Annotated in this window: 26 protein-coding genes, 1 tRNA gene and 1 pseudogene; 17 read left to right on the forward strand and 11 right to left on the reverse strand. The window is 62.7% G+C overall.

Annotated features, from left to right (window positions below; all coding sequences use genetic code 11):
* Both PCA20602_RS01560 and glcE read left to right on the forward strand, forming a co-directional pair.
* Positions 1-870 (forward strand): ion transporter, encoded by an 870-nt coding sequence (locus PCA20602_RS01560; protein WP_150719677.1) that lies wholly within the window; start codon positions 1-3, stop codon positions 868-870.
* Positions 870-1,952 carry a glycolate oxidase subunit GlcE gene (gene glcE, locus PCA20602_RS01565; protein ID WP_150719678.1) on the forward strand — a complete coding sequence of 361 codons (1,083 nt, stop codon included), beginning with the start codon at positions 870-872 and terminating at the stop codon, positions 1,950-1,952. The genes PCA20602_RS01560 and glcE overlap by 1 nt, the downstream gene beginning before the upstream one ends.
* A 104-nt stretch (positions 1,953-2,056) precedes the next feature.
* Here the strand turns inward: glcE and PCA20602_RS01570 are convergent, their stop codons facing one another.
* Positions 2,057-3,622, reverse strand: coding sequence for an aminotransferase-like domain-containing protein (locus PCA20602_RS01570; protein WP_246181970.1), 1,566 nt, complete (start codon positions 3,620-3,622; stop codon positions 2,057-2,059).
* 177 nt (positions 3,623-3,799) lie between these two features.
* On the opposite strand from PCA20602_RS01570, the gene PCA20602_RS01575 reads away from it, so the two are divergent.
* On the forward strand, positions 3,800-4,255 hold the full coding sequence (locus PCA20602_RS01575; protein ID WP_150719679.1) for a hypothetical protein: 456 nt from the start codon (positions 3,800-3,802) through the stop codon (positions 4,253-4,255).
* Positions 4,256-4,387: 132 nt separating this feature from the next.
* Here PCA20602_RS01575 and PCA20602_RS01580 read toward each other — a convergent pair whose 3' ends face one another.
* Complete coding sequence (locus tag PCA20602_RS01580) at positions 4,388-4,891, reverse strand: glutathione peroxidase (protein ID WP_150719680.1); 504 nt, start codon at positions 4,889-4,891, stop codon at positions 4,388-4,390.
* Positions 4,892-5,288: 397 nt separating this feature from the next.
* On the opposite strand from PCA20602_RS01580, the gene PCA20602_RS01585 reads away from it, so the two are divergent.
* The 4 genes and pseudogenes from PCA20602_RS01585 (at position 5,289) to PCA20602_RS01600 (ending at position 8,520) form a co-directional block, all read left to right on the forward strand.
* Positions 5,289-6,002, forward strand: coding sequence for a YggS family pyridoxal phosphate-dependent enzyme (locus PCA20602_RS01585; RefSeq protein WP_150719681.1), 714 nt, complete (start codon positions 5,289-5,291; stop codon positions 6,000-6,002).
* A gap of 133 nt (positions 6,003-6,135) precedes the next feature.
* Positions 6,136-6,948 (forward strand): pyrroline-5-carboxylate reductase, encoded by an 813-nt coding sequence (gene proC, locus PCA20602_RS01590; protein ID WP_150719682.1) that lies wholly within the window; start codon positions 6,136-6,138, stop codon positions 6,946-6,948.
* Positions 6,942-7,427 (forward strand): annotated as a pseudogene (locus PCA20602_RS01595) (peptidoglycan-binding domain-containing protein); the annotation flags it as partial. The gene proC and the pseudogene PCA20602_RS01595, both read left to right, overlap by 7 nt.
* A gap of 184 nt (positions 7,428-7,611) precedes the next feature.
* Entirely contained in the window at positions 7,612-8,520 is a 909-nt protein-coding gene (locus PCA20602_RS01600; RefSeq protein ID WP_150719683.1) for an N-acetylmuramoyl-L-alanine amidase, read from the forward strand.
* A gap of 50 nt (positions 8,521-8,570) precedes the next feature.
* On the opposite strand, the gene ubiA is transcribed toward PCA20602_RS01600, so the two are convergent.
* The 6 genes from ubiA to PCA20602_RS01630 all read right to left on the reverse strand — a co-directional run bounded on the left by ubiA (position 8,571) and on the right by PCA20602_RS01630 (position 13,887).
* On the reverse strand, positions 8,571-9,443 hold the full coding sequence (gene ubiA, locus PCA20602_RS01605; protein ID WP_069342705.1) for a 4-hydroxybenzoate octaprenyltransferase: 873 nt from the start codon (positions 9,441-9,443) through the stop codon (positions 8,571-8,573).
* Positions 9,444-9,703: 260 nt separating this feature from the next.
* Positions 9,704-11,098 (reverse strand): 4Fe-4S binding protein, encoded by a 1,395-nt coding sequence (locus PCA20602_RS01610; protein ID WP_174980702.1) that lies wholly within the window; start codon positions 11,096-11,098, stop codon positions 9,704-9,706.
* A 175-nt stretch (positions 11,099-11,273) separates the two neighbouring features.
* Complete coding sequence (locus PCA20602_RS01615; RefSeq protein ID WP_150719684.1) at positions 11,274-12,110, reverse strand: FTR1 family iron permease; 837 nt, start codon at positions 12,108-12,110, stop codon at positions 11,274-11,276.
* Positions 12,111-12,174: 64 nt separating this feature from the next.
* Positions 12,175-12,498, reverse strand: coding sequence for a cupredoxin domain-containing protein (locus PCA20602_RS01620; RefSeq protein WP_242559053.1), 324 nt, complete (start codon positions 12,496-12,498; stop codon positions 12,175-12,177).
* Between the two features lie 96 nt (positions 12,499-12,594).
* Entirely contained in the window at positions 12,595-13,224 is a 630-nt protein-coding gene (locus PCA20602_RS01625) for an iron transporter (RefSeq protein ID WP_150719686.1), read from the reverse strand.
* Between the two features lie 201 nt (positions 13,225-13,425).
* Positions 13,426-13,887 (reverse strand): Lrp/AsnC family transcriptional regulator, encoded by a 462-nt coding sequence (locus tag PCA20602_RS01630; protein ID WP_150719687.1) that lies wholly within the window; start codon positions 13,885-13,887, stop codon positions 13,426-13,428.
* Between the two features lie 429 nt (positions 13,888-14,316).
* Between PCA20602_RS01630 and PCA20602_RS01635 the strand changes: the two genes are divergently transcribed.
* From PCA20602_RS01635 to PCA20602_RS01655, 5 genes are all read left to right on the forward strand, one after another.
* Positions 14,317-15,105: an amino acid ABC transporter permease gene (locus tag PCA20602_RS01635; RefSeq protein WP_150719688.1), complete on the forward strand. Its 789-nt coding sequence runs from the start codon at positions 14,317-14,319 to the stop codon at positions 15,103-15,105.
* Complete coding sequence (locus PCA20602_RS01640) at positions 15,102-15,755, forward strand: amino acid ABC transporter permease (RefSeq protein ID WP_039401077.1); 654 nt, start codon at positions 15,102-15,104, stop codon at positions 15,753-15,755. Before PCA20602_RS01635 ends, PCA20602_RS01640 begins: the two co-directional genes overlap by 4 nt.
* Complete coding sequence (locus tag PCA20602_RS01645; protein ID WP_150719689.1) at positions 15,739-16,467, forward strand: amino acid ABC transporter ATP-binding protein; 729 nt, start codon at positions 15,739-15,741, stop codon at positions 16,465-16,467. The genes PCA20602_RS01640 and PCA20602_RS01645 overlap by 17 nt, the downstream gene beginning before the upstream one ends.
* A 64-nt stretch (positions 16,468-16,531) precedes the next feature.
* A complete protein-coding gene (locus PCA20602_RS01650) occupies positions 16,532-17,329 on the forward strand; it encodes a transporter substrate-binding domain-containing protein (RefSeq protein WP_150719690.1) in 798 nt (265 codons plus the stop codon).
* Between the two features lie 158 nt (positions 17,330-17,487).
* A complete protein-coding gene (locus PCA20602_RS01655; RefSeq protein ID WP_246181971.1) occupies positions 17,488-17,919 on the forward strand; it encodes a c-type cytochrome in 432 nt (143 codons plus the stop codon).
* Positions 17,920-17,946: 27 nt separating this feature from the next.
* Here PCA20602_RS01655 and PCA20602_RS01660 read toward each other — a convergent pair whose 3' ends face one another.
* The gene (locus PCA20602_RS01660; protein WP_150719691.1) at positions 17,947-19,434 is read right to left on the reverse strand and encodes a SulP family inorganic anion transporter; all 1,488 of its coding nucleotides are present in this window, start codon (positions 19,432-19,434) and stop codon (positions 17,947-17,949) included.
* Positions 19,435-20,267: 833 nt separating this feature from the next.
* Positions 20,268-20,891: a superoxide dismutase gene (locus PCA20602_RS01665; RefSeq protein ID WP_217432354.1), complete on the reverse strand. Its 624-nt coding sequence runs from the start codon at positions 20,889-20,891 to the stop codon at positions 20,268-20,270.
* A gap of 416 nt (positions 20,892-21,307) precedes the next feature.
* On the opposite strand from PCA20602_RS01665, the gene PCA20602_RS01670 reads away from it, so the two are divergent.
* On the forward strand, positions 21,308-22,219 hold the full coding sequence (locus PCA20602_RS01670) for an alpha/beta fold hydrolase (RefSeq protein ID WP_150719692.1): 912 nt from the start codon (positions 21,308-21,310) through the stop codon (positions 22,217-22,219).
* 220 nt (positions 22,220-22,439) lie between these two features.
* The gene (locus PCA20602_RS01675) at positions 22,440-23,090 is read left to right on the forward strand and encodes a hypothetical protein (protein ID WP_150719693.1); all 651 of its coding nucleotides are present in this window, start codon (positions 22,440-22,442) and stop codon (positions 23,088-23,090) included.
* Between the two features lie 134 nt (positions 23,091-23,224).
* Here the strand turns inward: PCA20602_RS01675 and PCA20602_RS01680 are convergent.
* Positions 23,225-23,309, reverse strand: a tRNA-Leu gene (locus PCA20602_RS01680).
* Positions 23,310-23,402: 93 nt separating this feature from the next.
* Between PCA20602_RS01680 and PCA20602_RS01685 the strand changes: the two genes are divergently transcribed.
* The 3 genes from PCA20602_RS01685 to PCA20602_RS01695 are packed head-to-tail and all read left to right on the forward strand — an operon-like array spanning position 23,403 to position 24,839.
* Entirely contained in the window at positions 23,403-23,612 is a 210-nt protein-coding gene (locus tag PCA20602_RS01685) for a hypothetical protein (RefSeq protein WP_139133237.1), read from the forward strand.
* Positions 23,609-24,292, forward strand: coding sequence for a chromate transporter (locus PCA20602_RS01690; protein ID WP_150719694.1), 684 nt, complete (start codon positions 23,609-23,611; stop codon positions 24,290-24,292). The genes PCA20602_RS01685 and PCA20602_RS01690 overlap by 4 nt, the downstream gene beginning before the upstream one ends.
* Positions 24,293-24,314: 22 nt before the next feature.
* The gene (locus PCA20602_RS01695) at positions 24,315-24,839 is read left to right on the forward strand and encodes a chromate transporter (protein ID WP_150719695.1); all 525 of its coding nucleotides are present in this window, start codon (positions 24,315-24,317) and stop codon (positions 24,837-24,839) included.
* Positions 24,840-24,911 lie beyond the last annotated feature (72 nt).

Below are 24,911 nucleotides of genomic sequence, written 5' to 3' on the forward strand. Positions count from 1 at the left end.
ATGCGCCCGCTGTCGGAATGGCTGCCGCACGACTGGCGGCAGCGTCTCTACATCATCATCTTCGAGGCCGATACCCGCGAGGGACGGCTATTCGACATTGCGCTGCTCGCCGCCATCGTGTTGTCCGTCCTCACGGTGGTGGTCTCCAGCGTGCCGGCGGTACAGGCCACCATGCCGATACCGATGGCGATCCTGGAGTGGTTCTTCACGCTGCTGTTCACGGCGGAGTACATTGCGCGCCTGCTGAGCGCGCACCGGCCTATGCGTTATGCGCTGTCGTTCTACGGCATCATCGACCTGCTTGCCATCCTGCCCACGTATCTCGCGATCCTCGTACCGGAATTGCACGGACTGATCGATGTGCGTCTGCTGCGGCTGATGCGTGCGTTCCGGATTCTGAAGCTCACCGCATACGTCAACGAAGCCGGTATTCTCAGCATTGCGCTGTACAACGCCCGGCGCAAGATCCTCGTGTTTCTCGGCTTCATTTCGATCATCGTGGTGATCTTCGGCACGCTGATGCACATCATCGAGGGGCCGGAACATGGCTTCACGAGCATTCCGGTCGGCATCTACTGGGCCATCGTCACGCTCACGACGACCGGGTATGGCGACGTGGTCCCCGTCACCGGACTGGGCAAGGCGATCACCGGTTTCGTGATGCTGCTCGGTTACAGCGTGATCGCCATTCCCACCGGCATCATGGGCGCCGAAATTCATTCGGCCATGCGCCGCGCGCCGGTCACCACACGCACCTGCAAGCAATGTCAGACCGAAGGACACGAGCCGAACGCCCGCTTCTGCAAGCACTGCGGCAGCGAGCTGGATCCCTATCAATCCGATGCGACACCGCCGCCTGAACCGAGCTGATGACCGACACGAACGACACCCTCGAGAATTTCCGCGCCGTCATCGAACAGGCCACCGCTCGCCGTGCCCCGCTTCAGTTGCGCGGGGGCGGTACGAAAGCGTGGTACGGACAGCAGCGTGTGGGCGACGTGCTCGACACGCGTGCATACAGTGGCATCGTCGCTTACGATCCCGCTGAACTCGTCATTACGGCGCGTTGCGGCACGCCGCTGGCTGAAGTCGAAGCCGCGCTCGCGGAGCGCAATCAGTTGCTGCCGTTCGAGCCTCCCTACTTCGGGCCAGGGGCAACCATCGGCGGCGCAGTGGCCGCCGGGCTGGCCGGCCCGCGTCGCAGTGCCGTGGGCTCAGTGCGCGATTTCGTGCTCGGCGCCAAGCTGATGGACGGTCGGGGACATGTGCTGAACTTCGGCGGTCAGGTGATGAAGAACGTCGCCGGTTACGACGTCTCGCGCATGCTCGCCGGCTCGCTCGGCACGCTGGGACTCATTCTCGAAGTGTCGCTCAAGGTGCTGCCGCAGCCGTTCGCGGAATTGACGCTGCAATTCGAAATGAATGCCGTCGATGCGGTGCGCAAGCTCAACGAATGGGGCGGCCAGCCGCTGCCGATTACCGGTAGCGCCTGGCGCAGCGATTTGCTGGTGATTCGTCTGGCGGGGGCGTCGGCAGCCATCAAGGCCGCTCGCGTGAAGATGGGCGGCGAGCTGGTCGATGCCATTCATGCGGCCAAGTTCTGGCACGCCATTCGCGAGCAGACCGACAACTTCTTCGCCGATGCGGGACCGGGGCAGGCCTTGTGGCGTCTGGCCGTGCCGTCGACAGCCGAACCGCATCGTCTGCCGGGCAAGCAACTCATCGAGTGGGGTGGCGCACAGCGCTGGTGGATCACCGACGCCGACGCGCAGATCGTGCGCTCCGCCGCACGTCAGGATGGCGGACACGCCACGCTGTTCCGTTACGGCGAGCCGAGCGTCAGTGTCTTCACCCCGTTGCCCGCGCCCGTCATGCGCATCCACCGAAATCTGAAGTCGGTGTTCGATCCTGCTGGCATCTTCAATCCTGGACGAATGTATCCGGAGTTCTGAGCCTACCCTTGTCCGCACCGCCAGTCCGGGATACGGCCGGACGTGCGACCGTAGGTCCGGCATTAGATGCCGCCGCAGGTACGGCCCGGCTGACCAGGACCCGCTCAGCCGTTCGTGTCGAGCAGGCGGGTGACTTCGGTGGCCAGCGTCCGCACGGCCTTGTCGACGTCGCGCGTGAACGGCTGCCCCCCATTCATACGCAGGAAGTTGTCGTAGCGCGCCGAGTTGGAGAAAAGGCTGCCCGGTGCGATGCGAATGCCTTTCTCCAGCGCCGCGTCGAACAGTCGCTCGGAACTCACACCGCCCGGCATCTCCACCCACAGGCTCAGACCGCCCGCCGGTTGCGTCAGACGCGTGCCGGCCGGGAAGTACGTCGCGATCGCTTCGGCCATCGCGGCGCGGTGTTCGCGCAACTGCGAGCGCAGACGCCGCAAATGACGATCGAATCGCGGCGAGTCCATGAACTCGCCCATGGCGATCTGCGCGAGCGCTTCGTTCGGGCGCGTCTGCGCATATTTCAGCATGTCGACCCGCCGCTGCCACTTGCCGGCAGCAATCCAGCCGAGCCGCATGCCCGGGGAAAGCGTCTTGTGCAGCGAGGCACAGTGAATCACGTTGCCCGTCGTATCCCATGAACGGATGGCCGCAGGCATGTTGCCGTCGTCACCCAGCGCGGAATACGTGTCGTCCTCGATGATGGCGATGCCTCGCGACTCCGCCCACTTCACGAGCTGCATCTTGTTGGCGTCCGGCATCACCGATCCGAGCGGATTCTGGAAATGCGGCACGACGATCACCGCCTTGATGTTGTCGTACGTTTGCGAGGCCAGTTCCAGCGCATCGAGCGAGATGCCGGTTTGCGGGCTCGTCGGAATTTCCAGCGCCCGGATGCCCATGCTCTCAAGCGTCTGCAACAGCGCGTAGTAGGTCGGCGATTCGACCGCGACCACGTCGCCGGTGCTCGCCACCGCACGCAGCGCCAGGTTGATCGCTTCGATGCAGCCGTGGGTGACGATGATTTCATCCGGGTTGATGTTCATCCGTGCTTCCAGCGCACGGCGTGCAATCGCGCCGCGAAACCGGGCTTCACCGCCGCCGGGCGGCGGCATGCCGTAGAGCAGCGGGTGGTCACGCAGTGCGCGGATCGTCGCCTGCCGCAACTCGTTGACCGGGTAGAGCGACGGGGACCCGTGCGCGATCGCGAAATTGATCTTGATGTCCGCCTGAAGGCCGCGCGCGAGAATCGACGAGACACGCTGATTGATGCCCACGTACTGCATCAGGTCAGGCACCCACGGGCGCGGCTCGGCCACCGGTACGGCGCTCGCGCGGGCGGGCGTGCGCACGAAGTACCCGGAACGCGGACGCGCTTCGAGCAGACCCTGTGCCTCCAGATGGCGGCAAGTCTGTAGCGCCGTCGACAGGCTGATCTGGTGGCGCTCCATCAACGCACGCACGCTGGGCATGCGCGCGCCGCAGACGAGCGTCCCGGCTTCGATTGCCAGACGATAGTGATCCGCCAACTGGCGGTAAATCGGCGTGCGCTCTTCGGGAATGACGGGAAACACCGCTGGTCTCGCCGCTTCCGGGGCGCTTTGCGTGGAAACGGGCGTCGAAGCCATGGGGTCGGTCGTGTCGGTGACCATCAGGTCGGGGGTGGGGGCGTCCATGCGCAGATCATCGGGCATCGGATCGCACCGCAACAGATACAGATTTGAGAATTTGGCATCGTAACAGGTTGTCCGATGCCCATCTGTTTCACACTAAACGGTGCGCGGGTGTGCCTACCGGGGCGATGGGGCGGTCGATACGCTGTAGTCATCTGTTCAACGCCCCGGAGCTTCGTCATGGAAACACATCCCGCCCCCACACCCGAGTACGCTTCGCTCATCCGCAGCCCGGTCGCGAAGCCCCGTGCAGCGCGTGCTGAGCGAGTCGATGTGCCGGTGACCTCCCGCGAACGCACCGATCTCGGGACACCCTCACCCACCTTGCTCAAGCTCACGCGCGGGCAGTCGTTTCATACCTACGCGAGCCGGGGCACGGTGCTTCACGTTCGTGGCGGAAATGTCATGCTGACGCCCCCCGCCCGTTGGCTTGCCCCAGGCGTGTGGCGCACGACCGTGCCGTTGGCGGCCGGGCAGGTGTATGTCGTGGAGACGTCCGGCTGGTTCGCGATCGCGAGCGATAGCGGCGCATCCATCGCCTGCCGGGTCAGTGCAAGCGACCTCCGGCTTTCAGACGACCAGCGCCCCCCGGCCACCGGACGCCTTCAAGCCATCCTTCGATATTTCGGCCTCTGAACGGCCTTTGACACGGGCGCTCTGGTGCGTGAGCGTCCGAGTACCCGAGTGCTTACGTACTCGGGTGCTTAAGTGCTTAGGTGCTGAACCGTTCAATTGCCAAGGTGCCTGAGCACCCGCGGATTCATCGACTCACGCCAACAACCTTTCGATATCGGCGCGAATCGCTTCGGGCTTCGCGGTCGGGGCGTAGCGCTCCACCACCGTGCCCGACGCATCGACGAGGAACTTGGTGAAATTCCACTTGATCGCCTTCGTGCCCAGAATCCCGGGCTTCTCCTGCGTCAGATAGCGGTAGAGCGGCGCGGCGTCCGGCCCTTTGACGTCGATCTTGGCGAACATGGGAAAGGTGACGTGAAAGCGCAGGTCGCAGAAGCTGCGGATGGCCTGCGCATCGCCCGGCTCCTGCTTGCCGAACTGATTGCACGGAAACGCAAGCACCTCGAAGCCACGCGGCGCGAGTTGCTCGTGGAGCGTCTGCAAACCGGCGTACTGCGGCGTGAACCCGCACTCGCTCGCCGTATTGACGATGAGCAGCACCTTGCCGCGATACTGCGACAGGCTGACGGACTCCCCCGCCAGCGTCTGGACCGAAAAATCGTACACGTGCTGTGTGTGCTGTGGATTCACGCTCATCGGCGGCTCCCTTCCCTGTGGATGTTGGCACCGCGCAGTCTGCCACAACCCCGGCCCGGCGGGCGATTCGCGCCGTAGCCACCTGCCGGTTATCCTTGATTGCCCGACGAGTGCACCCCAGGTAGCACCTCCTTTTTTATCGGGTAGCACCTGTGCCCGGAGCACGGCTATAATCGTTGACCGACGGGCCAAAGGGGTCTTTCGGACGCGCCCGGCCTTCCCGGTGTACGCTGGTTCGAAACCCGCGAGATCCCCGATATCGACGACAGGTCGTCCCCGCGCCGTTACGACAACCCGGACACTCAATTCACCCGATTCGCCCGATTCGCTTCATTTGCCCGGAACCGCCGACACCGTCCAACCGCTTCGCTACGCCCGAACCCGCCGAATCCTTTCTATGTCGCCCATCGCAGCACATCTCGAAGACGTCCTCTCCCGGATCACCCGCGCCACCGCCGCTGCCGGCCGAGCCGACGGCAGTGTGCGCCTGCTCGCCGTCTCGAAGACCTTCGGCGCCGACGCCGTGCGCGAAGCGGTGACGGCCGGCCAGCGGGCTTTCGGCGAGAACTATGTGCAGGAAGCGCTCGACAAGATCGAAGCGCTCGCCGGTGAGCGCGTCGGCGACGAACCGCTCGAATGGCATTTCATCGGGCCGCTGCAAAGCAACAAGACACGGCCGGTCGCCGAGCATTTCGACTGGGTACATTCCGTCGACCGGCTCAAGATCGCGGAACGCCTGAGCGCACAGCGCCCGACACACTTGCCGCCCTTGCAGGTTTGCCTGCAGGTGAACATCAGCGGCGAGGCCAGCAAAAGCGGCGTGACACCGGACGAAGCCCTCGCTGTCGCCCGCGCCATCGCCGCACTGCCGAATCTGACGCTGCGCGGCCTGATGGCGATTCCCGAGCCCGAAGACGACCCGGCACGTCAGCGCGAGCCCTTCAAGGCGGTGCGCGACTTGTTCGATGCGCTTCGCGCCGACGGGCTGGCGCTGGACACGCTCTCGATGGGGATGTCGGGAGACCTGGAGGCGGCGGTTGCCGAGGGCGCCACCATGGTGCGCATCGGTACGGCGATTTTCGGTGCACGAGATTACGGCGCCAAGGCCTGAGCGCGGCATGCGTCCCGCGGTGAGCGCGTCACGACCACGCACCACCGCAACGATGCGCCACGCCACGCACTGGACTCGCCACGAATAGCAGTAACGGTAACGAGTAACGACACACGCAACGCAAAGGATGGTTATGAGAATTGCATTCATCGGCGGCGGCAATATGGCCAATGCCTTGATCGGCGGACTCGTCAAGCGTGGCACGGCCCCGCGCGACATTCTCGCTATCGACGTCAACGAATCGACCCGCGAAAGTCTCGTCAAGCACCACGGCATCGAGACAGCCAGCGCCCCGAACGACCGCCTGCGCGATTACGACACGCTCGTGCTGGCCGTCAAACCGCAAGTGCTCAAGGATGTCGCGCAAGCGCTCCAGCCGCATCTGAACGGTCAGTTGGTCATCAGCATTGCCGCAGGGATCCGCGCTTCGGATCTCGCGCGCTGGCTCGGCGGTCACAACCAGATCGTGCGCTGCATGCCGAACACGCCGGCATTGATCGGCAAGGGCATCACCGGCCTGATCGCGCTCTCGGGCGTGGATTCGGATCAGCGCAAGCGCGCCGAGACCGTGCTGAGCGCCGCCGGCGAAATCGTGTGGGTCGAGAAAGAGGATCAGCTCGACGCCGTCACCGCCATCTCGGGCAGCGGCCCGGCCTACGTCTTCTACTTCATCGAAGCGCTGGAGCAGGCCGCACAGGAACTGGGCTTCTCGGCCGACAAGGCTCGCCAGCTCGCCATCGCCACGTTCACCGGCGCCTCGCAACTCGCGGCAGACTCGACCGAACCGGCCAGCGTGCTGCGCGATCGCGTGACGTCGAAGGGCGGCACCACCTTCGCGGCCATCAGCTCGTTCGAAAAAGACGCCATCAAGGACGCCATCGTGCGCGGCGTCAAGGCGGCCAACCATCGCGCCAAGGAACTCGGCGACGAACTGGGCGACGCCTGATTGCGTCAGTCCGACACGCCGGCATCGCACCGAATCGAGTGGTCGGTCATGCCGATGTCGCGCCGGGTCGCAAGCTCGATCCGGGCCCCCTGTTTCCCTGGCAGACGCTGCATGAACGCGGGATCGGCGCCTGGCCGGACACGGCAACGGCGCCCTTCTATCGCGATCATATGCCGTATGCCGGCGACGTCGCGACCGTGCAGGCGAAGCTGCGAACCTACGGCTACGACACCCCGCAAACCGGCCAGTTGGACCCGGCGACGACGAACGTCATCGAGTCGTTTCAGATGCACTTCTGTGCGAGCCATCGCTACAACGGGGTTCCCGACGCACAAACGGTCGCAGTGCTCGACGCACTGCTGGAGAAATACCTCGATGTGCCGCGTCCGTCCGCCGACGTTACCGCGAAAAACCGCAGCGCAGCGACGGGACCGAACTCACCGGACGACGCTGCCAGCGCCGTCTACCTGCATCCATAGGCAGTGCAGCACGCCGGAATCGGCCCAAACGATTCCGGCGTGAACCTTTTTTGGAGTCCCCGACGTCCGCCGACGACTACGCTGGTCAAGTCTCAGCGACGTCATGGAATTCCAATGCACAACGTTCGCCTCGCCCCGAACAGCGCGGCAGTGCCTAAGCGGCAACCGAGCGGCAACCGTCCCAATGAGTGACGACGAGAAGTACCGGAAATTTCTCGTCAACGCACTGGGCCGCCCGCTGGCGCGGCAAGCCGGTTTGCTTGCGCGGCCTGGGAAGGTGCCGCCGATGGTTCGGGAGTGCAACGGCTACTTCATCGACAAGGGGCTGACGCCGGCCAGACGCGAGCCCCGCATTCGCACGCTCGTGCTGCATTACACCGCTGCCTCGCTGTTGCGCTCGCTCAGCACGCTGACGAATCCTGCGGGCGATGCCAGCGCGCATTACGTCGTGCCCGAGACGGCCGACGACGACAATCGTTTCGTCGTCTATCAATTGGTACCCGAACGGCAGTTGGCCCGGCACGCTGGCGTGAGCGGCTGGCGGGGAGAACGTCTGCTGAACGGCACCTCCATCGGCGTCGAAATCGTCAATCCCGGCTATCCGGCAGACGACGCGCGGCTCCCGCTCATGGACCGGCGCTGGCATCCCTTCCCGATGCCACAGATCGCCGTCGTCGGCAGACTCGTCGCCGACATCGTGATGCGATACGGCATTGCACCGGATCGGGTACTCGGTCATGCCGACGTCGCCCCCGGGCGCACGCACGACCCCGGACCGCGGTTTCCGTGGCGATGGCTGCACGAGCAATTTGGGGTCGGCGCATGGCCCGACGACGCGAGGGTCGCGCATTACCGCGATCATCGACCGTATCGGGGAGACGTTCCGGCGTTACAGGCGAAGCTGCTCGCCTACGGTTTCGACACGCCGCAAACAGGTGAACTGGACGCTTCAACGACCGATGTCATTGCCGCGTTCCAGATGCATTTCCATCCGGCACGCTATGACGGCGTGCCCGACGTGGAAACGGTCGCCGTGCTCGACGCATTGCTGGAGAAGTACGGCGAGACCGACCGCGCCATGACGGCGCGATGAGCACGCAAAGCGGGGTTCACGCGGGGCATGTCGATGCCCCGCGTCCGCCGTCAGCCCTGCGCAGTCAGCAGATAGTGCCCGGCGATACCGGCGAACACCGCTGCGCCGAGCCAATTGTTGTGACGGAACGCCGCGAAGCAAGGCATGCGCTCGCGGCCGCGAATCAGGAAGTAGTGATAGATGGCAAAGCTCACCGCAACGGCCATGCCCAGCCAGAACGGCCAGCCGAAGCCGAGATACGCACCGACCAGCGCCTGAATGCCGAGTGCGCCGACGTAACAAAGCATCACGGCCAGCACGTCGAAACGGCCGAACGTGATCGCCGACGTCTTGATCCCGATCTTCAGGTCGTCGTCGCGATCGACCATGGCGTACTCGGTATCGTAGGCCAGCGACCAGAACACGTTGGAGAGCAGCAGCACCCACGCAATCACGGGCACCTGATCCTGCACGGCGGCAAACGCCATCGGAATGCCGAAGCCGAACGCCACGCCCAGATACGCCTGCGGCAACGCGAAGAAGCGTTTGGTGAACGGATAGGTGCCCGCCACGAACAGGGCCGGAATCGAGAGCCACTTGGTCAGCGCATTGAGCGGGAGAATCAGCAGGAAGCTGACGAGCGCAAGTGTCGCAGCCACGGCGACCGCCTCCCACGCCCGAATCCGTCCCGACGTGATCGGGCGTTCTTTCGTTCGCTTGACGTACTTGTCGAAGTCGCGATCGGCGTAATCGTTGATGGCGCAACCCGCCGAGCGCATCAGGAATGTGCCGAGCGTGAAGATGACGAGCAGCAACGGGTCGGGATGCCCGTTCGACGCGATCCACAGCGCCGAGAGCGTCGGCCACAGCAGCAGCACGGTGCCGATCGGCTTGTCCAGACGGACGAGGCGGAAATAGAGCGGGAGACGTTGAGCGAGCAACATGGGCGTCTTGAGACTGGAAAGACCGAGAGGACCGGCGAAGCTGCGAGGCCGGAAGACCGGGGCACCGGGGCACCGAGACACCGAAAGGCGATGCGCCGACGGGGCCGTGAGGTCGGCAAGCCCCGGCAGACCGGGCGACGTGTGGCGTCATTGTAGGCCACCGGCCTTCGGCTCGCCAATCCCGGCCATTTCACCGGCAGTGCGGATTCGCACCGACCGGGAAACGCCCTACGTCATGCACGCTCGTGGATCTCTGACTGTTACCAGATCCAGAACATCAGCAGCCAGAGCCAGTTCACGAGCGCCAGCGCCGCCACGATCCCGGCCATGCCGGCCAGACGCCGCAGCAGCGACGTGGCATGCCGCCCCGTCACGCGCCAGCCCAGCCAGAGGCTCCACAACGTCGTGGTCGCGAGAATGGTCGCGCGCACGTCGTTCGCCCAGTAGATCGGCAGATGCTCGGCGCGCAACAGGCTGACCGTCGTGGCCGACAGACCGATGAACACGCCCGCGCCGGCAATCGGAATCAGCGACTGCACGAGGTGGTTGAAGCGCGACGTGTTCCACTTGCCCATCGCCCGGTTGGCCAGCGCGAAGATGGCCGAGAACGCGAGGCCGAGCACCAGACCGTTACCGAGGATGTACGTGACGACCATCGCACCGTCGAGCCAGGTGAAGACATCGCTCTGTTCGGGGTAGTTGGTGAAGATGAACCACGGCGCGTTCGTCTCGAACGGCCACATGATGTCGCGGTCAATCAGCCACGTGGCCAGGAACGTCTTGGTCGCAACGAACCACGGGTTCACCGTCCAGTGGAATGCGCCGATGGCCACGCCCAGCAGGCCGAAGTTGACCAGCACGCTATCCCAGAGACTGTTGTTTTCGGTCGCCCCGTACGTCACGATCTCTTCGCTCGGCGAACGGCCCGTGAGCTCGATGGCGTCGCGATGTCCGGCGCAGCGGCCGCACATATGGCACTGCGCACCGCCCTTCATGTTGCGCAGCGGCACGAGCGGCGCGCAATTGATCGGGATGATCTTGTGACCTTTGGTGTTGTACGACTGACGCCAGGCGTCTTCGTTGACCTTGAAGTGGAACGGCGCCAGACGCGCGAGCAGCGAGAACACGCCATTGACCGGGCACAGATACTTGCACCACACGCGCTTGTCGCGCCCGTAGTAGTAGCCGATCACCATGGCCCCGATGGTCGAGCCGCCGAGCACCAGCAGCACCGCTTTCGGATATTGGTAGACGCTGACCATCTGACCGTACAGCGTGGTTCCGGCGAAAGCGACGAACGGCCAGCCGCCCCATCGCATCCAGCGCGGAATCGCACGGCCTTTGCCATGTCGGCTGGCGAATTCGGAGAGGGTGCCTTCGGGGCACAGCACACCGCACCAGATACGCCCCATGAGCACCATGCTGATGAGCACGAACGGCCACCAGATGCCCCAGAACGTGAATTGCGCGAAGACGGTGAGATTGTTCAGGATGTGTGCCGTCTCATCGGGCAACGGCAGCAGAACGGGCACGCAGATGAGAAACGCATAAACGAGCACGATAACCCATTGCACGCCACGAATCAGTTTGCCGTGGCGTTGCATCCAAAGGCCCAGACGGGCCAGTCGGTTCGGGACAGTAATGGCGATACTCATGCTCGGTGCTTGCGTCGGTCTTGCGTCGGGGGATTACCTTGCGGGCTGACGGATCTCGTATGTTGCGCGTCCGTTCAGTCCGTTGTGCGCGCCGGGCGGGATTGCCACCCGGTGCCACACGCTACGTTACGTCATGCGATATCGCGCAATGTCGCGCAATATCGTGTCATCTCGCTCAGGCAGGCTTGACCTGCTTGGCCGGGGCGCCCGCTCGCTTGAGCAGCATCCACATGAACAGCCAGTACACGGCATACACCAGCAGATTCATGCCGGACGGATGGGCGCGATAGCCGGTCAGCGTCGCGACGAGGCTGCCAAACGGGCTGGCATCATCCAGAACCGCGGAAGTATCCCACAGTTGATCGACCAGCGTCGGCACGAGCTCAAGCGAGATCAGACGATCCAGTCCCGACTCCAGCAAACCGGCCGCGAGGAACAGCAGCATGATTTCGGTGACGCGGAAGAACAGGCGCCACGAGAAGACCTTGCCGCCCAGTTGCAGCAACCAGAACGTGACGAGCGCGAGCACGAAGCCGATCGCCACCGCCAGCCACATCGACATCGGCACGCTGCCGCCCTGACCGAAGCCCAGACCGTACAGGAAGATCGCGGTCTCGCTGCCTTCGCGGGCAATCGCCAGCGCCACCAGCACGAGCACACCCCACCATGTCCCCTGATCGTGATTCTTCTGCAGAGACGACTCCATGTCGCGCTTGAGCGTGCGCCCGTTGCGCTTCATCCAGAAGACCATCTGCACGATCAGCACGCAGGCAACGAGCACCATGCCGGTCTGGAAGTAATCCTGCGCGTCGCCCGAAAGCACTTCGGTGAAGCCGACGAGGGCGGCGCCCAGGCCGATGGCGGCTGCGATACCCAGCACGACGCCGGCCCACAGATAGGGCAGGCCACGCTTGGCGCCGTGATCCGGATTGGCCAGCCATGCATGGAGAATACCTACGACCAGCAATGCCTCGACGCTTTCGCGCCAGACGATGAACATGACCTGACCCATCGTGTAATTCCTTTTGTAATGCGTGTACTGCGGTGTGACTGGAACGACCTGGGCTACGCCCGGCTTACTTGGCGACGATCACGCCCTGCGCCTGTTGATGGAAGTCGTCGAAAAACTTGTATTCGCCCGGTTGCAGCGGTGCGATCACGACAAACGACTGCGCACCGGGTGCGAGCACCTTTTCCTTGCGCAGTTGAAGGCTTTCAAATTCGACGGCGTTCGTTCCGGTGTTGTGCACCTCGATCTTGATGCGCTTGCCGGCCGGCACTTCGATACGCGCCGGATTGAGTTTGCCGTTGTTCATTTCCAGCTTGAAGGTGGGCAGGTCGTCGGCGCGGGCGAGCGACGGGCCGCCCATGGCCAACAAGGTCACCACCACGGCCGTCATCGTGGCCAGCAGGCGCGCGATGCGCTGAATCATCCTTCTACTCCAAAGGAAAACAGCGTTGGTCGGCTGACCAACGCTGCATCAGATTAATGCGGCTTAGTAGCCGCCCTTCTTGCCCACGGTCGCGAACGTGAAATCGACGACCTTGGTGATGGGCTTGAACCATGCGCCCACGCCGGTTTCCTTATCGACGTGACGGCCGAAGCACCACGGACCCGCGCCGCCGTGATCCATATGACCGCCGGCCATCGGCTTGGCGTTCTTGTCGACCACGCAACCGAATTCCTTGAGCGTGCCCGGCGCGTTGACGACCATCGTCAGTTGATACTTGCCCACGCCGTTGAGCTTGACGTTATCGCCGTAGTGCGGGCCATCGCTCGCCACCATCGGCATCATCAGGCCCTGAACGATCGGGCCGTCCGGCGTCTTGCCGTCCGACTTCATCTTCTGGAGCTTGTAAGTGATTTCGAGACCCGGAATCCAGTCGCCCTCGGCGTAACCGTTCGGGTTCTCCTTGATCGCGTGGATGTCGGCTTCCAGGTGGATGTCCGACTTGGCGGCGTCGCGCATCATGCCGGCCGGCTCCATCGTGATCGGCTGGAGATACACCGTGTTGATTTCCATGCCCGCGGTGTTCAGCGGTTTGCCGATGGGAAACTCAGCGGCCTGGGCCAGGGTGGCCACACCGGCAAGCAGCATCGCTGCTGCGAGGGATTTCACACGCATACACACTCCAGATTTGGTCGATTAGTTAATGCAAACAATTCTCAATAATTTTAGCACTATCGCCAATTGCAGACAAACCGACCAAGTCAAGGGAACACGGGGAAATTTGGGAGTTTTGAGGGTTGCGCGAGCATCGGCGGGGGCGCTCGCCCCCTGAGCACGGATTCTTAGGCGTCGGTTACGGATAATTACCGGCGTCTATCAGGGCAGCACGCCGCCCCGGTCGATCTTGCGGGCAAGGACGACGGACGTCGTCGTGCGGGTCACACCATCGATCTCGCCGATGGTGTCGAGCAGTGCGTCGAGCTGGTCGGCAGACGCCGCATGCAGCCATGCCACGTAGTCGAACTCCCCGCTCACGGAGCACAGCAGATGGATCTCCGGCATCTTGTTCAGGCGCCGCAGCACGTCGCGCCCCGAGCGAGGCTGCACGGCGATGCTCACGCACGCCTGCAACCCGCCGCCGGCGGCGTCCTGGCCCAGTCTCACCGTATAGCCGGCAATGACCCCGGCCTGTTCGAGACGACCGAGACGGGCCACGACCGTGGTACGCGCCACGCCCAGACGTCGCGCCAGATTGGCCGTGCTCTCACGGGCGTTCACGCGGAGCAGGGCGAGCAGATTACGGTCGAGTTCGTCGAGCGCGGTGGCAAGAAGCGTCATCGGATATCGGGAAGTGGGGGTCGAGTACGTCGAACCGGTCGCCTGGGCAAGCGCTGATTATAGAGCCGCGCCGTCCCGCAGATGCCGGAACGTCGATCCCCCGATCCGTCGATTTCCCACACCAAGAGATACGATGACAAGAGTCTGAAGCCGCCCGCCGTCAACCCATCGTTGAGGACGCTTCACGCAACCTGCGGGGCACCGCCCCACGGTTCAAAACGGCCTTTAACCCTTGTCCTATAAAGGCAATAGCCAAGGGTATCCCCCCAAGCGATTGCTATTGACAATGCTGAGGGGCGATGCGCAAAATCACATCACTTATATGACGACGTACAAGAAAGACCCACCACGGCTGCTACGGATGTCATAACCGCAACGATGGCTGCCTGGCGCGTCGGCCCCGAACGTCACCGGAGACAGGCGTTTGCCATGCATTTCTCGTTGAATTTCGCCCCGCTGGTTCCTTACTGGCCAGTTTTCCTTGAAGGCGCGTGGCTCACGCTGAAGATGACCGTATTCTCGGTCGTCATCGGCACGGCCCTGGGCACGCTGGTCGCCTTCGCCAAACGCAGCCGTCACCGCTGGCTGTCGCGCCTGTGCGGCATCTATATCGAGTCGGTGCGCAACACGCCGTTCCTCGTCCAGATTTTCCTGCTGTACTTCGGCCTCGCCAGCATGGGCGTGCACTTGCCGACGTTCACTGCATCCGTGCTCGCAATGGTGATCAACATCGGCGCCTACGCGGCCGAGATCATCCGCGCCGGTCTCGAATCGGTGCCGCGCGGCCAGATCGAAGCGGCCGAGTGTCTGGGGCTGTCGAAGTGGCGCATCGCGTGGCACGTGATGCTGCAACCGTCGATCGAGAAGGTGTACCCGTCGCTCACCACGCAGTTCATTCTGATGATGCAGGCCTCGGCCATCGCCTCGCAGATTTCCGCCGAAGAACTCACGGCAGTTGCCAACACCGTGCAGTCGGATACGTTCCGCTCGCTTGAGACGTACATCGTCGTGGCCGCGCTCTATCTCGCGCTCTCGCTGCTCGTGAAGCTCGTGGCATGGGCCGCCGGCGAATACTTCTTCAAGCGCCGCCGCACCGTGCGACGCGCCGCAGCACAGACCGCGCAGGCCGCACGCCGCCGTGCCGCCGCTGCGCGTGCGGGCAACACGAACGCCTCCGGCACGTCGGCGGGCAACACCGCACAACGGAGCGCTTCATGATCGGCAATTTCTCGTTCACGTATCTCGGCTACATGGTGCAGTCCATTGGCTGGACGCTGGTGCTGTCTGCCCTCGCCTTCGTGCTGGGCATGGCCGGCGGCTTTCTGGTGATGCTCGGACGTATCTCGCCGCGCCGCTGGCTGCGCCTGCCCACACAGGTTTTCATCGAAGCGATTCAGGGCATTCCGCTGCTGATCCTGCTGTTCATCGTCTACTTCGGTCTGTCGGTGTACGGCTTCGAGCTGCCCTCGATCGTGGCGGCCGCACTGGCGCTCATGGTCTACACGAGCGCGTATCTCGGCGATATCTGGCGCGGTTGCGTGGAAGCGATGCCGCGTGCGCAATGGGAGGCGGCAGAGTGCCTGTCGTTCACCCGCTGGCAGACCCTGCGTCTGGTGATCATTCCGCAGGCGGTGCGTCTGTCGCTGCCGCCGACCATCGGTTTCCTGGTGCAGATCATCAAGATGACGTCGCTCGCTTCGGTCATCGGTTTCGTCGAACTGACGCGCGCCGGACAGATCATCAACAACTCGATTTTCCAGCCCTTCCTCGTCTTCTCGCTGGTAGGGGTGTTTTATTTCGTGCTGTGCTACCCGCTCTCGCGCTGGAGCGCATCACTGGAGGACAGGCTCAATGTCGGCAATCGTTAAGGTCAAAGAGATTCACAAGCGCTTCGGCGACAACCCTGTGCTCAAGGGCGTGTCGTTCGAAGTCGAGCGCGGTCAGATGGTCGCCATCATCGGCGCCAGCGGCTCGGGCAAAAGCACGGCCTTGCGTTGCATCGACCGCCTGGAGACCATCGACGAAGGCTCCATCGAAGTGTGCGGCATCCGCGTGGAAGATCCGTCCATCGACCTGCATCAGTTGCGTCGCGAAGTCGGCATCGTCTTCCAGAGCTACAACCTGTTCCCGCACCTGAGCGTGCGCGAAAACATCATGCTCGCGCTGCGTCACGTCAAGCGCATGGCGCGCAGCGAAGCCGAAGAGGTCGCCAGGCGCGTGCTCGCACAGGTTGGCCTGTCCGACAAGGCGGACAGCTATCCCGAACAACTCTCGGGCGGCCAGCAGCAGCGCGTGGCGATTGCACGCTCGCTCGCCATGTCGCCGAAGGTCATGTTGTTCGACGAAGTGACGTCCGCACTCGATCCGCAACTCACGGGCGAAGTGCTGCGTGTGATGGAAGACCTCGCGGCCGACGGCATGACGATGCTGCTCGTCACGCACGAAATGGCGTTTGCCAAGCGGGTGGCCGATCAGATCATCTACATGCATCACGGCAAGGTCTGGGAAGTCGGTCCGGGCGAGATGCTCGACAACCCGCAGACCCCCGAACTGCGTGCGTTCCTGGCGAACGGCCTGTAAGCCGCGGCCACGATTCACGACGCCCGTTCAAGCAAGACAACAATCACCCGAAGGAGACCATTGCATGAAACTCAAGACGTTCCTTACCCAAGCCTGTGCCGCCGTTGCGCTGGGCGTGATGGCACACGCTGCGTTTGCCGATCAACTGGACGACATCAAGAAGGCAGGCAAGATCCGCGTGGCCATCGCGATGGGTACGCCGCTGTACTCGTATGCCGATGCGAATCTGAAGCCGGTCGGCTCGGACGTCGAGACCGCTGAGTTGCTCGCCAAGGATCTGGGGGTGAAGCTCGACATCGTGTCCGTGACGAACGCCGCGCGCGTGCCGACGCTGCAAGCGAACCGTGCCGACCTCGTGGTGGCCGACCTGTCGATCACGCCGGAACGTGCCCAGGTGGTGGACTTCTCGATCCCCTACGCCGTGATCTCGATCATCGTGGGCGCGCCGAAGAGCATGAACATCAAGGGCTACGCCGATCTGGACGGCAAGCGCATCGGTCTCACGCGCGCCACCGTCAACGACACGCTCACTACGGCGAACGCCAAGGGTGCGCAGATCGTGCGTTACGAAGACGACGCCACGCTGATCACGTCCATGGTGACGGGTCAGGTCGACATCTTCTCGAGCACGCCGTCGAATCTCGGCGAAATGCAGAAGCGCGCTCCGGGCAAGAACCTGGAACTGAAGTTCGCGCAGAAGGAATTCGATCTGGGTATCGCGTTGAACAAGAACCAGCCGGGCCTGAAGGATTGGGTCAACAACTGGGTCAAGACCAACCTGAAAAACGGCAAGCTCAACGAGATCTACAAGAAGTACCATGGCCGCGATCTGCCGGAGAGCGTGACCAAGGGCGGCGCATAAGCACGCCAGCATTTGCAGGGCCGATAGCGACATCGCGAAAGGCCGTCTCTGCCTCGGCAGGGACGGCCTTTTTTCATGATCTCTTTACTGGCAGTCCTTCGCGGAAAGGGGTAAGTTAGCGGCTTGCTTTCGTTATCTTTCCTCGCGACCTCTCTCTCATGCTGCTTCCGATGAAGGCGCTTAACGCGTTGTCCGCATTTCAACTCTCGTGCGCCGCCTGCCTGCGCACGGGCCTTCTCGCCCTGACGCTGTCCGCTACGGTGGCACCCGCCTTTGCCGCTGGCAACATCGAAGCCGGCAAGGCGCTGTTCGTCTCGCGCTGCGCATCGTGTCATTCGGTCGGGCCGATGGCCGCGTCGGGCTTCGGCCCGCAACTCAACGGACTCTCGACGCGCCGCGCGGGCAGCCTGAAGGACTTCGAATACTCCGCCGCCATGAAGCAGTCCGGCATCGTGTGGGACGACAAGACCCTCGCCGCCTTCATCGCGAATCCCGGCAACACGGTACCGGGCACGAAGATGCGCTTCTGGGGCATCGGCAACGAACGCAAGGTCGCCGATCTGATCGCTTACCTTCACACGTTCAAGTAACCGTCAGGGGATCGCCCCCGACCATCGTCACACCCCGGCAAGACGCACGCCCGCCCGTTCGAGCAAGCGTTGATTGCGTGACGAGAGATGGACGAAGCGCAGATGCCGACCGGCTTTCCGGTAGCGCTCGACCAGCGTCTCGAACGCCACGATGGCCGAGTGATCGGCAACGTGGAGATGACGGCAATCGACCGTGACGTCGTGCAGGTCGGTGAGCGGTGCGAAGAGTTCCTGGAAATTCGCCGTCGACGCGAAGAACAGCGTGCCGTGCAGCACGTAAGTGCGGGCGTCGTGCGCGTTGTCCTCGATATCGGCGCGAATCTCCCGCGCATGCTGCCAGGCGAAGTTGAGCGCAGCGATCACGATGCCGCACAGCACCGCCACCGCCAGATCCGTGAAGACGGTAATGATCGTCACCGCGACGATCACGATGGCGTCATTACGCGGCACCTTGCCGAGCACCCGCAGCGATCCCCACGCGAAGGTCTGTTGCGCGACGACGAACATCACACCGACGAGCGCCGCGAGCGGAATCCGCTCGATCAGCGGTGAGAGGAACAGCACGAACAGCAGGATCATGATCCCGGCGGTAGCGCCCGACACACGGGTGCGCCCGCCCGAACTCAGGTTGATCATCGTCTGCCCGATCATGGCGCAACCGCCCATGCCGCCGAACATTCCCGACACCACGTTCGACACGCCGAGCGCGAGGCATTCGCGGTTGGGACGGCCGCGCGTCTGCGTAATCTCGTCCGTCAGATTGAACGTGAGCAACGTCTCCAGCAGACCGACGATCGCCATGAGTAGTGCATAAGGAAAGACGACACGCAGCGTGTCCAGATTCATCGGCACTTGCGGCAGATGGAGCGTCGGGAAACCGCCAGCGATATGGGCCATATCGCCCAGCGTGCGCGTGGGCAGATGCAACAACTGGCTCACGACACCGACACCGACAATGGCGACGAGCGCCGGCGGCACCGCCCTGGTGACGCGCGGCAACACGTAGACGATCAGCATCGTGACGGCAACCAGCGCACACATGATGGCGAGCGGCGTGCCGTGCAGCCAGACGTCGCCTTGCGGCGTGGCCTGCCTGAAGTGTTCGAGCTGCGCCATCGCAATGATGATGGCCAGTCCGTTGACGAAACCGATCATCACCGGATGCGGCACCATGCGGATCAGTTTGCCGAGCCGCAGCATACCGAAGCCCATCATCAGCAGGCCGCTGAGCACGACCGTCGCCAGCAGATACTGCACGCCGTGCTCGACGACGAGCGCAACGATCACGACAGCCATCGACCCGGCAGCGCCGGAGATCATGCCGGGGCGTCCGCCGAAAATGGCCGTGAGCGCACAGATGATGAATGCGCCGTACAACCCCATCAGCGGATTGACTTGTGCGACCAGTGCGAAGGCGATGCACTCGGGAACCAGCGCGAACGCGGTGGTGAGCCCGGCAAGGACGTTACCGGGGAGGTTCGGGAACCACTGATCCCGAAGCGTTGGAGACTTCATGAATGACGTTGAAGCAAAAAGATGCGGCGGACGCGCATTTTACCAGCCGTGCGCGCGCTGCCACTTCGGGCGTTTCGCGAACAGGTCGATACCGTCGTGGGGCAAACGCCTGCGCAGACATGCTGAACGCACCTGTATTAATCGCAGTTTCGCCATCGAGCACGAAGTCGGATACTTCATTCAACGGCTCACGCAACACCGCGAAAGCCCCAACCAGGAGAACCACCATGCCGATCGTACCCGCCCTGATGTATGCCGCCGAATACGCCTTCCAAGGCCTGATCCTGCTCTCGGCGACCAGCCCGTTCTGGCAATAAGACGACACCACCGACGTATCACCCTCACCATCATCCGACTTACTGAAGGAGAAACACCATGCCCCTGCTCCCCCTGTTCGCTGAAGGCGCTCTGTATCTCACCGGCCTTATTTCCGCAGCATCGCCCTTCTGGCAATAAGTGCATCAAGCGGATCTACGCCGATGGCCGATGGCCAACGCAAATGAAGAAAGCCCTGACGTGTCAGGGCTCTCTCCGTTTGCGACGCGCCACCGAGCGTCATGCGCTACACGGCAAGCGATGCGAGTAATATCCGTCAGCACGAACCGGACGGAAGAAAACTGATCGAGAGGGGCGAGAGACAGCGGTTGCATGACGATCGATAGGCGCGAGGAGCCTTCGATTATGCGACGTGATCGGCCATGGGCTTAGTTGAATTGCGCATATGCATATTCGGTCGCAGTCACGGGGTTGCGACACAGCGTTGCAGGACGACGAAATGCCCCGACGAATCGGGGCATTCGCATTTCTCGCTCACTTGTTGTGCTCGGCCGGACTCAGATGCGTGCGTAATTCTGCGAGGCAAACGTCCAGTTCAACTTCTTCGCGATTGTCTCGGCGAGATAGTCCGGACGGCGATTCTGATAGTCGAGGTAATACGCGTGCTCCCACACATCGACCGTGAGCAACGGCAGTTGTCCGCTACGCGTGAACGGCGTTTGCGCGTTCCCCGTCTTCACGACGGCCAGCTCATGCTTGTCGTCGACGACGAGCCATCCCCAGCCGCTGCCGAACTGAGATGCCGACACCGACATCAGTTGCTTCGACAGCGCTTCGACCGAACCGAACTTGGCGACGATCGCCTTGGCGAGACGCTCGTCCGGCTGCGTCTGCATAGGGCTCAGCGACTTCCAGTAGAAGTTGTGATTCCACGCCTGTGCGGCATTGTTGAAGATGTCTTCCATGTCCTCGCGACCGTGCGACTTCAGGATCAGTTGTTCGAGCGTGGCGTTGGCGAGCGGCGAATCGGCCAGCAGCTTGTGAAGATTCGTGAAATACGCCTGGTGGTGCTTGCCGTAGTGAATACCGATGGTTCGAGCGGAGATGACGGGTTCGAGCGCGTCCTGCGCGTAGGGCAGATTGGGCAGCGATTGCGGCGACGCACCGAGATACGCGAGCAGCGCGGCTTCGTCGAGCTTTTTTGACCGATTTCTTCGGCGAAGACGACTGCGGCTGCGCAAAGGCCAGGTTCGACATGACGAGCGCGGCACCGCCGAGCGAACCGCTGGTGAGCATCCGACGGCGAGACAGGAGCGTTTGAGACATGATCATTTCCGATTCGTTGGGGGGAGTGTGAGGGATATCAGTAGCACCTCTCACTCCCATAACGATTCGTCGCGTCGACTTATTCCGCGCTTTTCAGAATTTTTCAGCGAAGGGAGTTGCGCAAGTCGGGGGTGTGGTCAGCGTCACGCGTGGCGACGATGCGTGACGGGCGTCGCATCCCGTCGAAATGAATTGCCGCTAGAAAGTATGAGACTATCCGCGAATCGAGCAATTCAGCCAGATCGGTCGGGCCAACCCTCGGGAGTCGGAAATGCGAAAACTGCTTGCTTTCCTGCTGTTGCTTGTGTCGTTCCAGTCCTTCCCCGCGTTCGCGGACAAATTCAGCTTCCCCTCGGATTTCCGGCACCAGACCATTGCGACCAATGGCGCGAAGATTTACGTGCGCGTCGGCGGGCAGGGTCCGGCGGTCGTGCTGTTGCACGGTTATGGTGAAACGGGCGACATGTGGGCGCCGCTGGCGGCGAAGCTCGCGACGAATCACACAGTGGTGGTGCCCGATCTTCGCGGCATGGGGCTCTCCGACCATCCGGCCGGTGGCTACGACAAGAAGAACGAAGCCAGAGATATCGCCGGTGTGCTGGATTCGCTCCATATCGGCCGCGTGGATGTCGTCGCGCACGACATCGGCAATATGGTGGCGTATGCGTTTGCTGCGGAGCAGCCCGATCGGGTCACGAAGCTGGTGCTGATGGACGCACCGATTCCCGGCGTCGGTCCCTGGGAAGAGATATTGAAGAGCCCGCTGCTCTGGCACTTCCGGTTTGGCGGACCGGACATGGAGCGTCTGGTGAAGGGACGCGAACGCATTTACCTCGACCGTTTCTGGAACGAGTTCTCCGCAGACCCCAAGCATTTCGACGAAGCGTCACGCCGGCATTACACGCGGTTTTACGCTTTGCCCGGCGCGATGCATTCCGGCTTCGAGCAATTCCATGCGTTTGATCAGGACGCCATCGACAACAAGGCGTTTCTCGCGAAGGGCCTGCTACCGATGCCGGTGCTGGCCATCGGTGGCGAGAAATCGTTCGCCACGACGATGGCGACGGTCGCGAGCGCTGCGGCGACGAATGTGAAAGGCGTCGTCATTCCGAACGCCGGTCATTGGCTGATGGAAGAACAACCGGCCGCGACGATGGCGGCGATTATGGCGTTTCTTCAGTGAGGGGGATTAACCGCTGGCGATTTCGCGTAATGATGGCTAGCGACATCCGATTGCGTCGTGGAGCATTGGCAACCATACACATTCCCATGTCGATTCGTGCCGAAGACCACTTCTGCACAAACGTCGCAGAATGGCTTCACGCGACAGACTGTGGCGAGCCACTTGCCGTCATCGAACAATGACTGCGTAGGGGCGAGCAGAATTCCACCGGAGCGATTTTTTGCCAGTCAACACCGAATTTATCGATGCCCGTTCCGCCGAAAAAAATCTGATTCGGCGTGTTATCTGCGACCTCAGAAAACCAGCAGAGCGAGAAGCATTTCTACAAGCCCTCGAAACGGCAATCATGACGCAGCCACCGCATGGCCTCGTTTACATTGCCTCGATTGAGGTTTCTCCAAACGACCTGGCGGCGGCTGAGCGTATTGCCTGGCTTCGGGCCAACGCTTTTACGATTGACTCAACTCCCACAGAACAGGACATAGTGGGTGCCCTGGGAGAGTGGGCATTGCTTCGCGTTCTGGCGCTTCATTCGTCCGTAAAGCCAGTGAGTTTGGTGTCGCTTGCCCCGGAGTCAAGACCAGACTTCGTGGTCAGGTACACGGGCTTCGAAGCATTATTCGACATCAAAACGACTGCATCGCCGCAAGAGCCATCCGCATACATAGATCCCGTTCTTCATGAAAAGAAGGGCACCCCCCATGTCATCGGAATACGTCTAAGCGATAAATTGGCAGAAATCCCCAAGCTGGCAAATGTCTATTTTATTCATTCGAAATCTTTGATTACGCCCGTCGAATACGAGGAGTGGTGCACCCAACAGGGCGGTCGTCCACGATATGTATTAAGTATCAAGGGATATCCCGATTGAATGCGCCCAGTTGGGTATTCATCCCTTATCGAGAGGGCCACGTTCCCGCACCGCTCTGCGGAAGGAAGACATAACACAAACCCTTGAAATCAAAGGGTTTGCGTTGTAGGACATGAGTTGGCTCGAAGCCTAAGTGGTACCGGGGACCGGACTTGAACCGGCAAGCCCTAAGGCGGCGGATTTTAAGTCCGCTATGTTTACCAATTTCATCACCCCGGCAAGGGCACGCATTCTAACATCCCCCACCGAGATACGTCAGTTGGGTATCATGGGGGTATGCACGCACTGTGCGCGTCAACGGAGATCGATCCCATGCTGGAGAATCTCGACCGCATCGCCCTGTCGCTCGACGCCATCGAAACCGCCGCCCGCGACGTCGCCATGCATTCCCCCCAGAACGCGCAAGCCCTCTACACCGCGCTCATGGAAATCCGTAACGCCATCGCACTCGTCGCGCAGGAAGTCGTCCGCCTCGAACACGAACTCCACGGCCATAACCCCTCCGGCAACGGGCAATCGTGACATTCCTCGCCTCCGACACTTCAGACGTCTCCTCCCCCGAGTCGCCTGCGCCACACACCGTTACCCCAAACCCCACCGAGCCCCCCACCTGCTGGGACCTCGCCCTCGCCTTCGGCACCATCGGCGCCACCGGCTTCGGCGGTGTCCTGCCCTGGGCGCGACGGATGGTAGTCGACCAGCGGCGCTGGCTCACCGACCGGGAATTCGCTGAATTGCTACCGCTCGCGCAACTCCTGCCCGGCCCCAACGTCGCCAATATCGCTACCGTCCTCGGACGCCGGTTCCGTGGCCCGCGCGGCGCCGCATCCGCCGTCGCCGGCCTCTATTTCTGCCCGACGCTCGTCATCATCCTGATCGGCTACGCCTACGCCCAATGGGGGCAAACACCACTCGTCCAGCACCTGCTCTCCGGGCTCATGCCCGCCGCTACCGGGCTGGTCATCGCCACGTCGGTGCGTCTGCTCGGTGGACTGGAGCGCCACTGGACGACACTCGGTTTCGCCGCCGCCACCTTCGTCGGCAGTTTCCTTTTCGGACTCCCGCTGCTGCTCGTGCTCGGTGTTCTCGGCCCCTGCGCCATCCTCACAGCCTACCGGCGTGGCCGGTCGCAGCCGCGAGATGACCACGACCTTCAAGGTCAAAGCGGACAGAGCGGACAGAAGGGTCAAGAGGGCCAGTAAGGCCGAGAAGACGACGTCGCCCATGCACACACTCATCGATCTCTTTCTGCACGGCTCGCTCTGGTCGCTGCTCGCCGTCGGGGGCACCAACGTCACTCTCGCCGATATCCACCGCTACGCCGTCGAGACGCGTCACTGGATTACCGACGCGCAGTTCGTCACCTTCTTCTCGCTCGCCCAGGCCGCCCCCGGCCCCAACGGCATGGCCGTCACCCTGATCGGGCTTCAGGCCGCCGGGCTGCCCGGCGCCTTCACCGCCACGCTCGCCAAGTGCGCCCCGAGTTCGCTGCTCGCCTATCTGGTCGGCGGATGGGTCGACCGGCACGAGCGCTCGCCTTGGGTGCGGGCCGTGCGCGCCGGCCTCGCGCCCATCACCGTCGGCCTGCTCGCCGCCAGCAGCGCCCTGCTCGCTCGGGAGGTGGATATCAACGTCGCACGCGGCATTGTCACGCTGATCGCGGTCGTCATTACACTGCGCACCCGCTGGAATCCCCTCTGGCTGATCGCCGGAGGTAGCTTGCTCGGCCTCACCGGCTGGCTGATGTAGGCAGTCCGCGCTCTCATCCGTCAACGCGCCTTCAACGCCCCGTCAACCCTCGTTACGAACCGTCACACAGTA

Source organism: Pandoraea capi (assembly GCF_902459735.1).
GTDB lineage: Bacteria > Pseudomonadota > Gammaproteobacteria > Burkholderiales > Burkholderiaceae > Pandoraea > Pandoraea capi.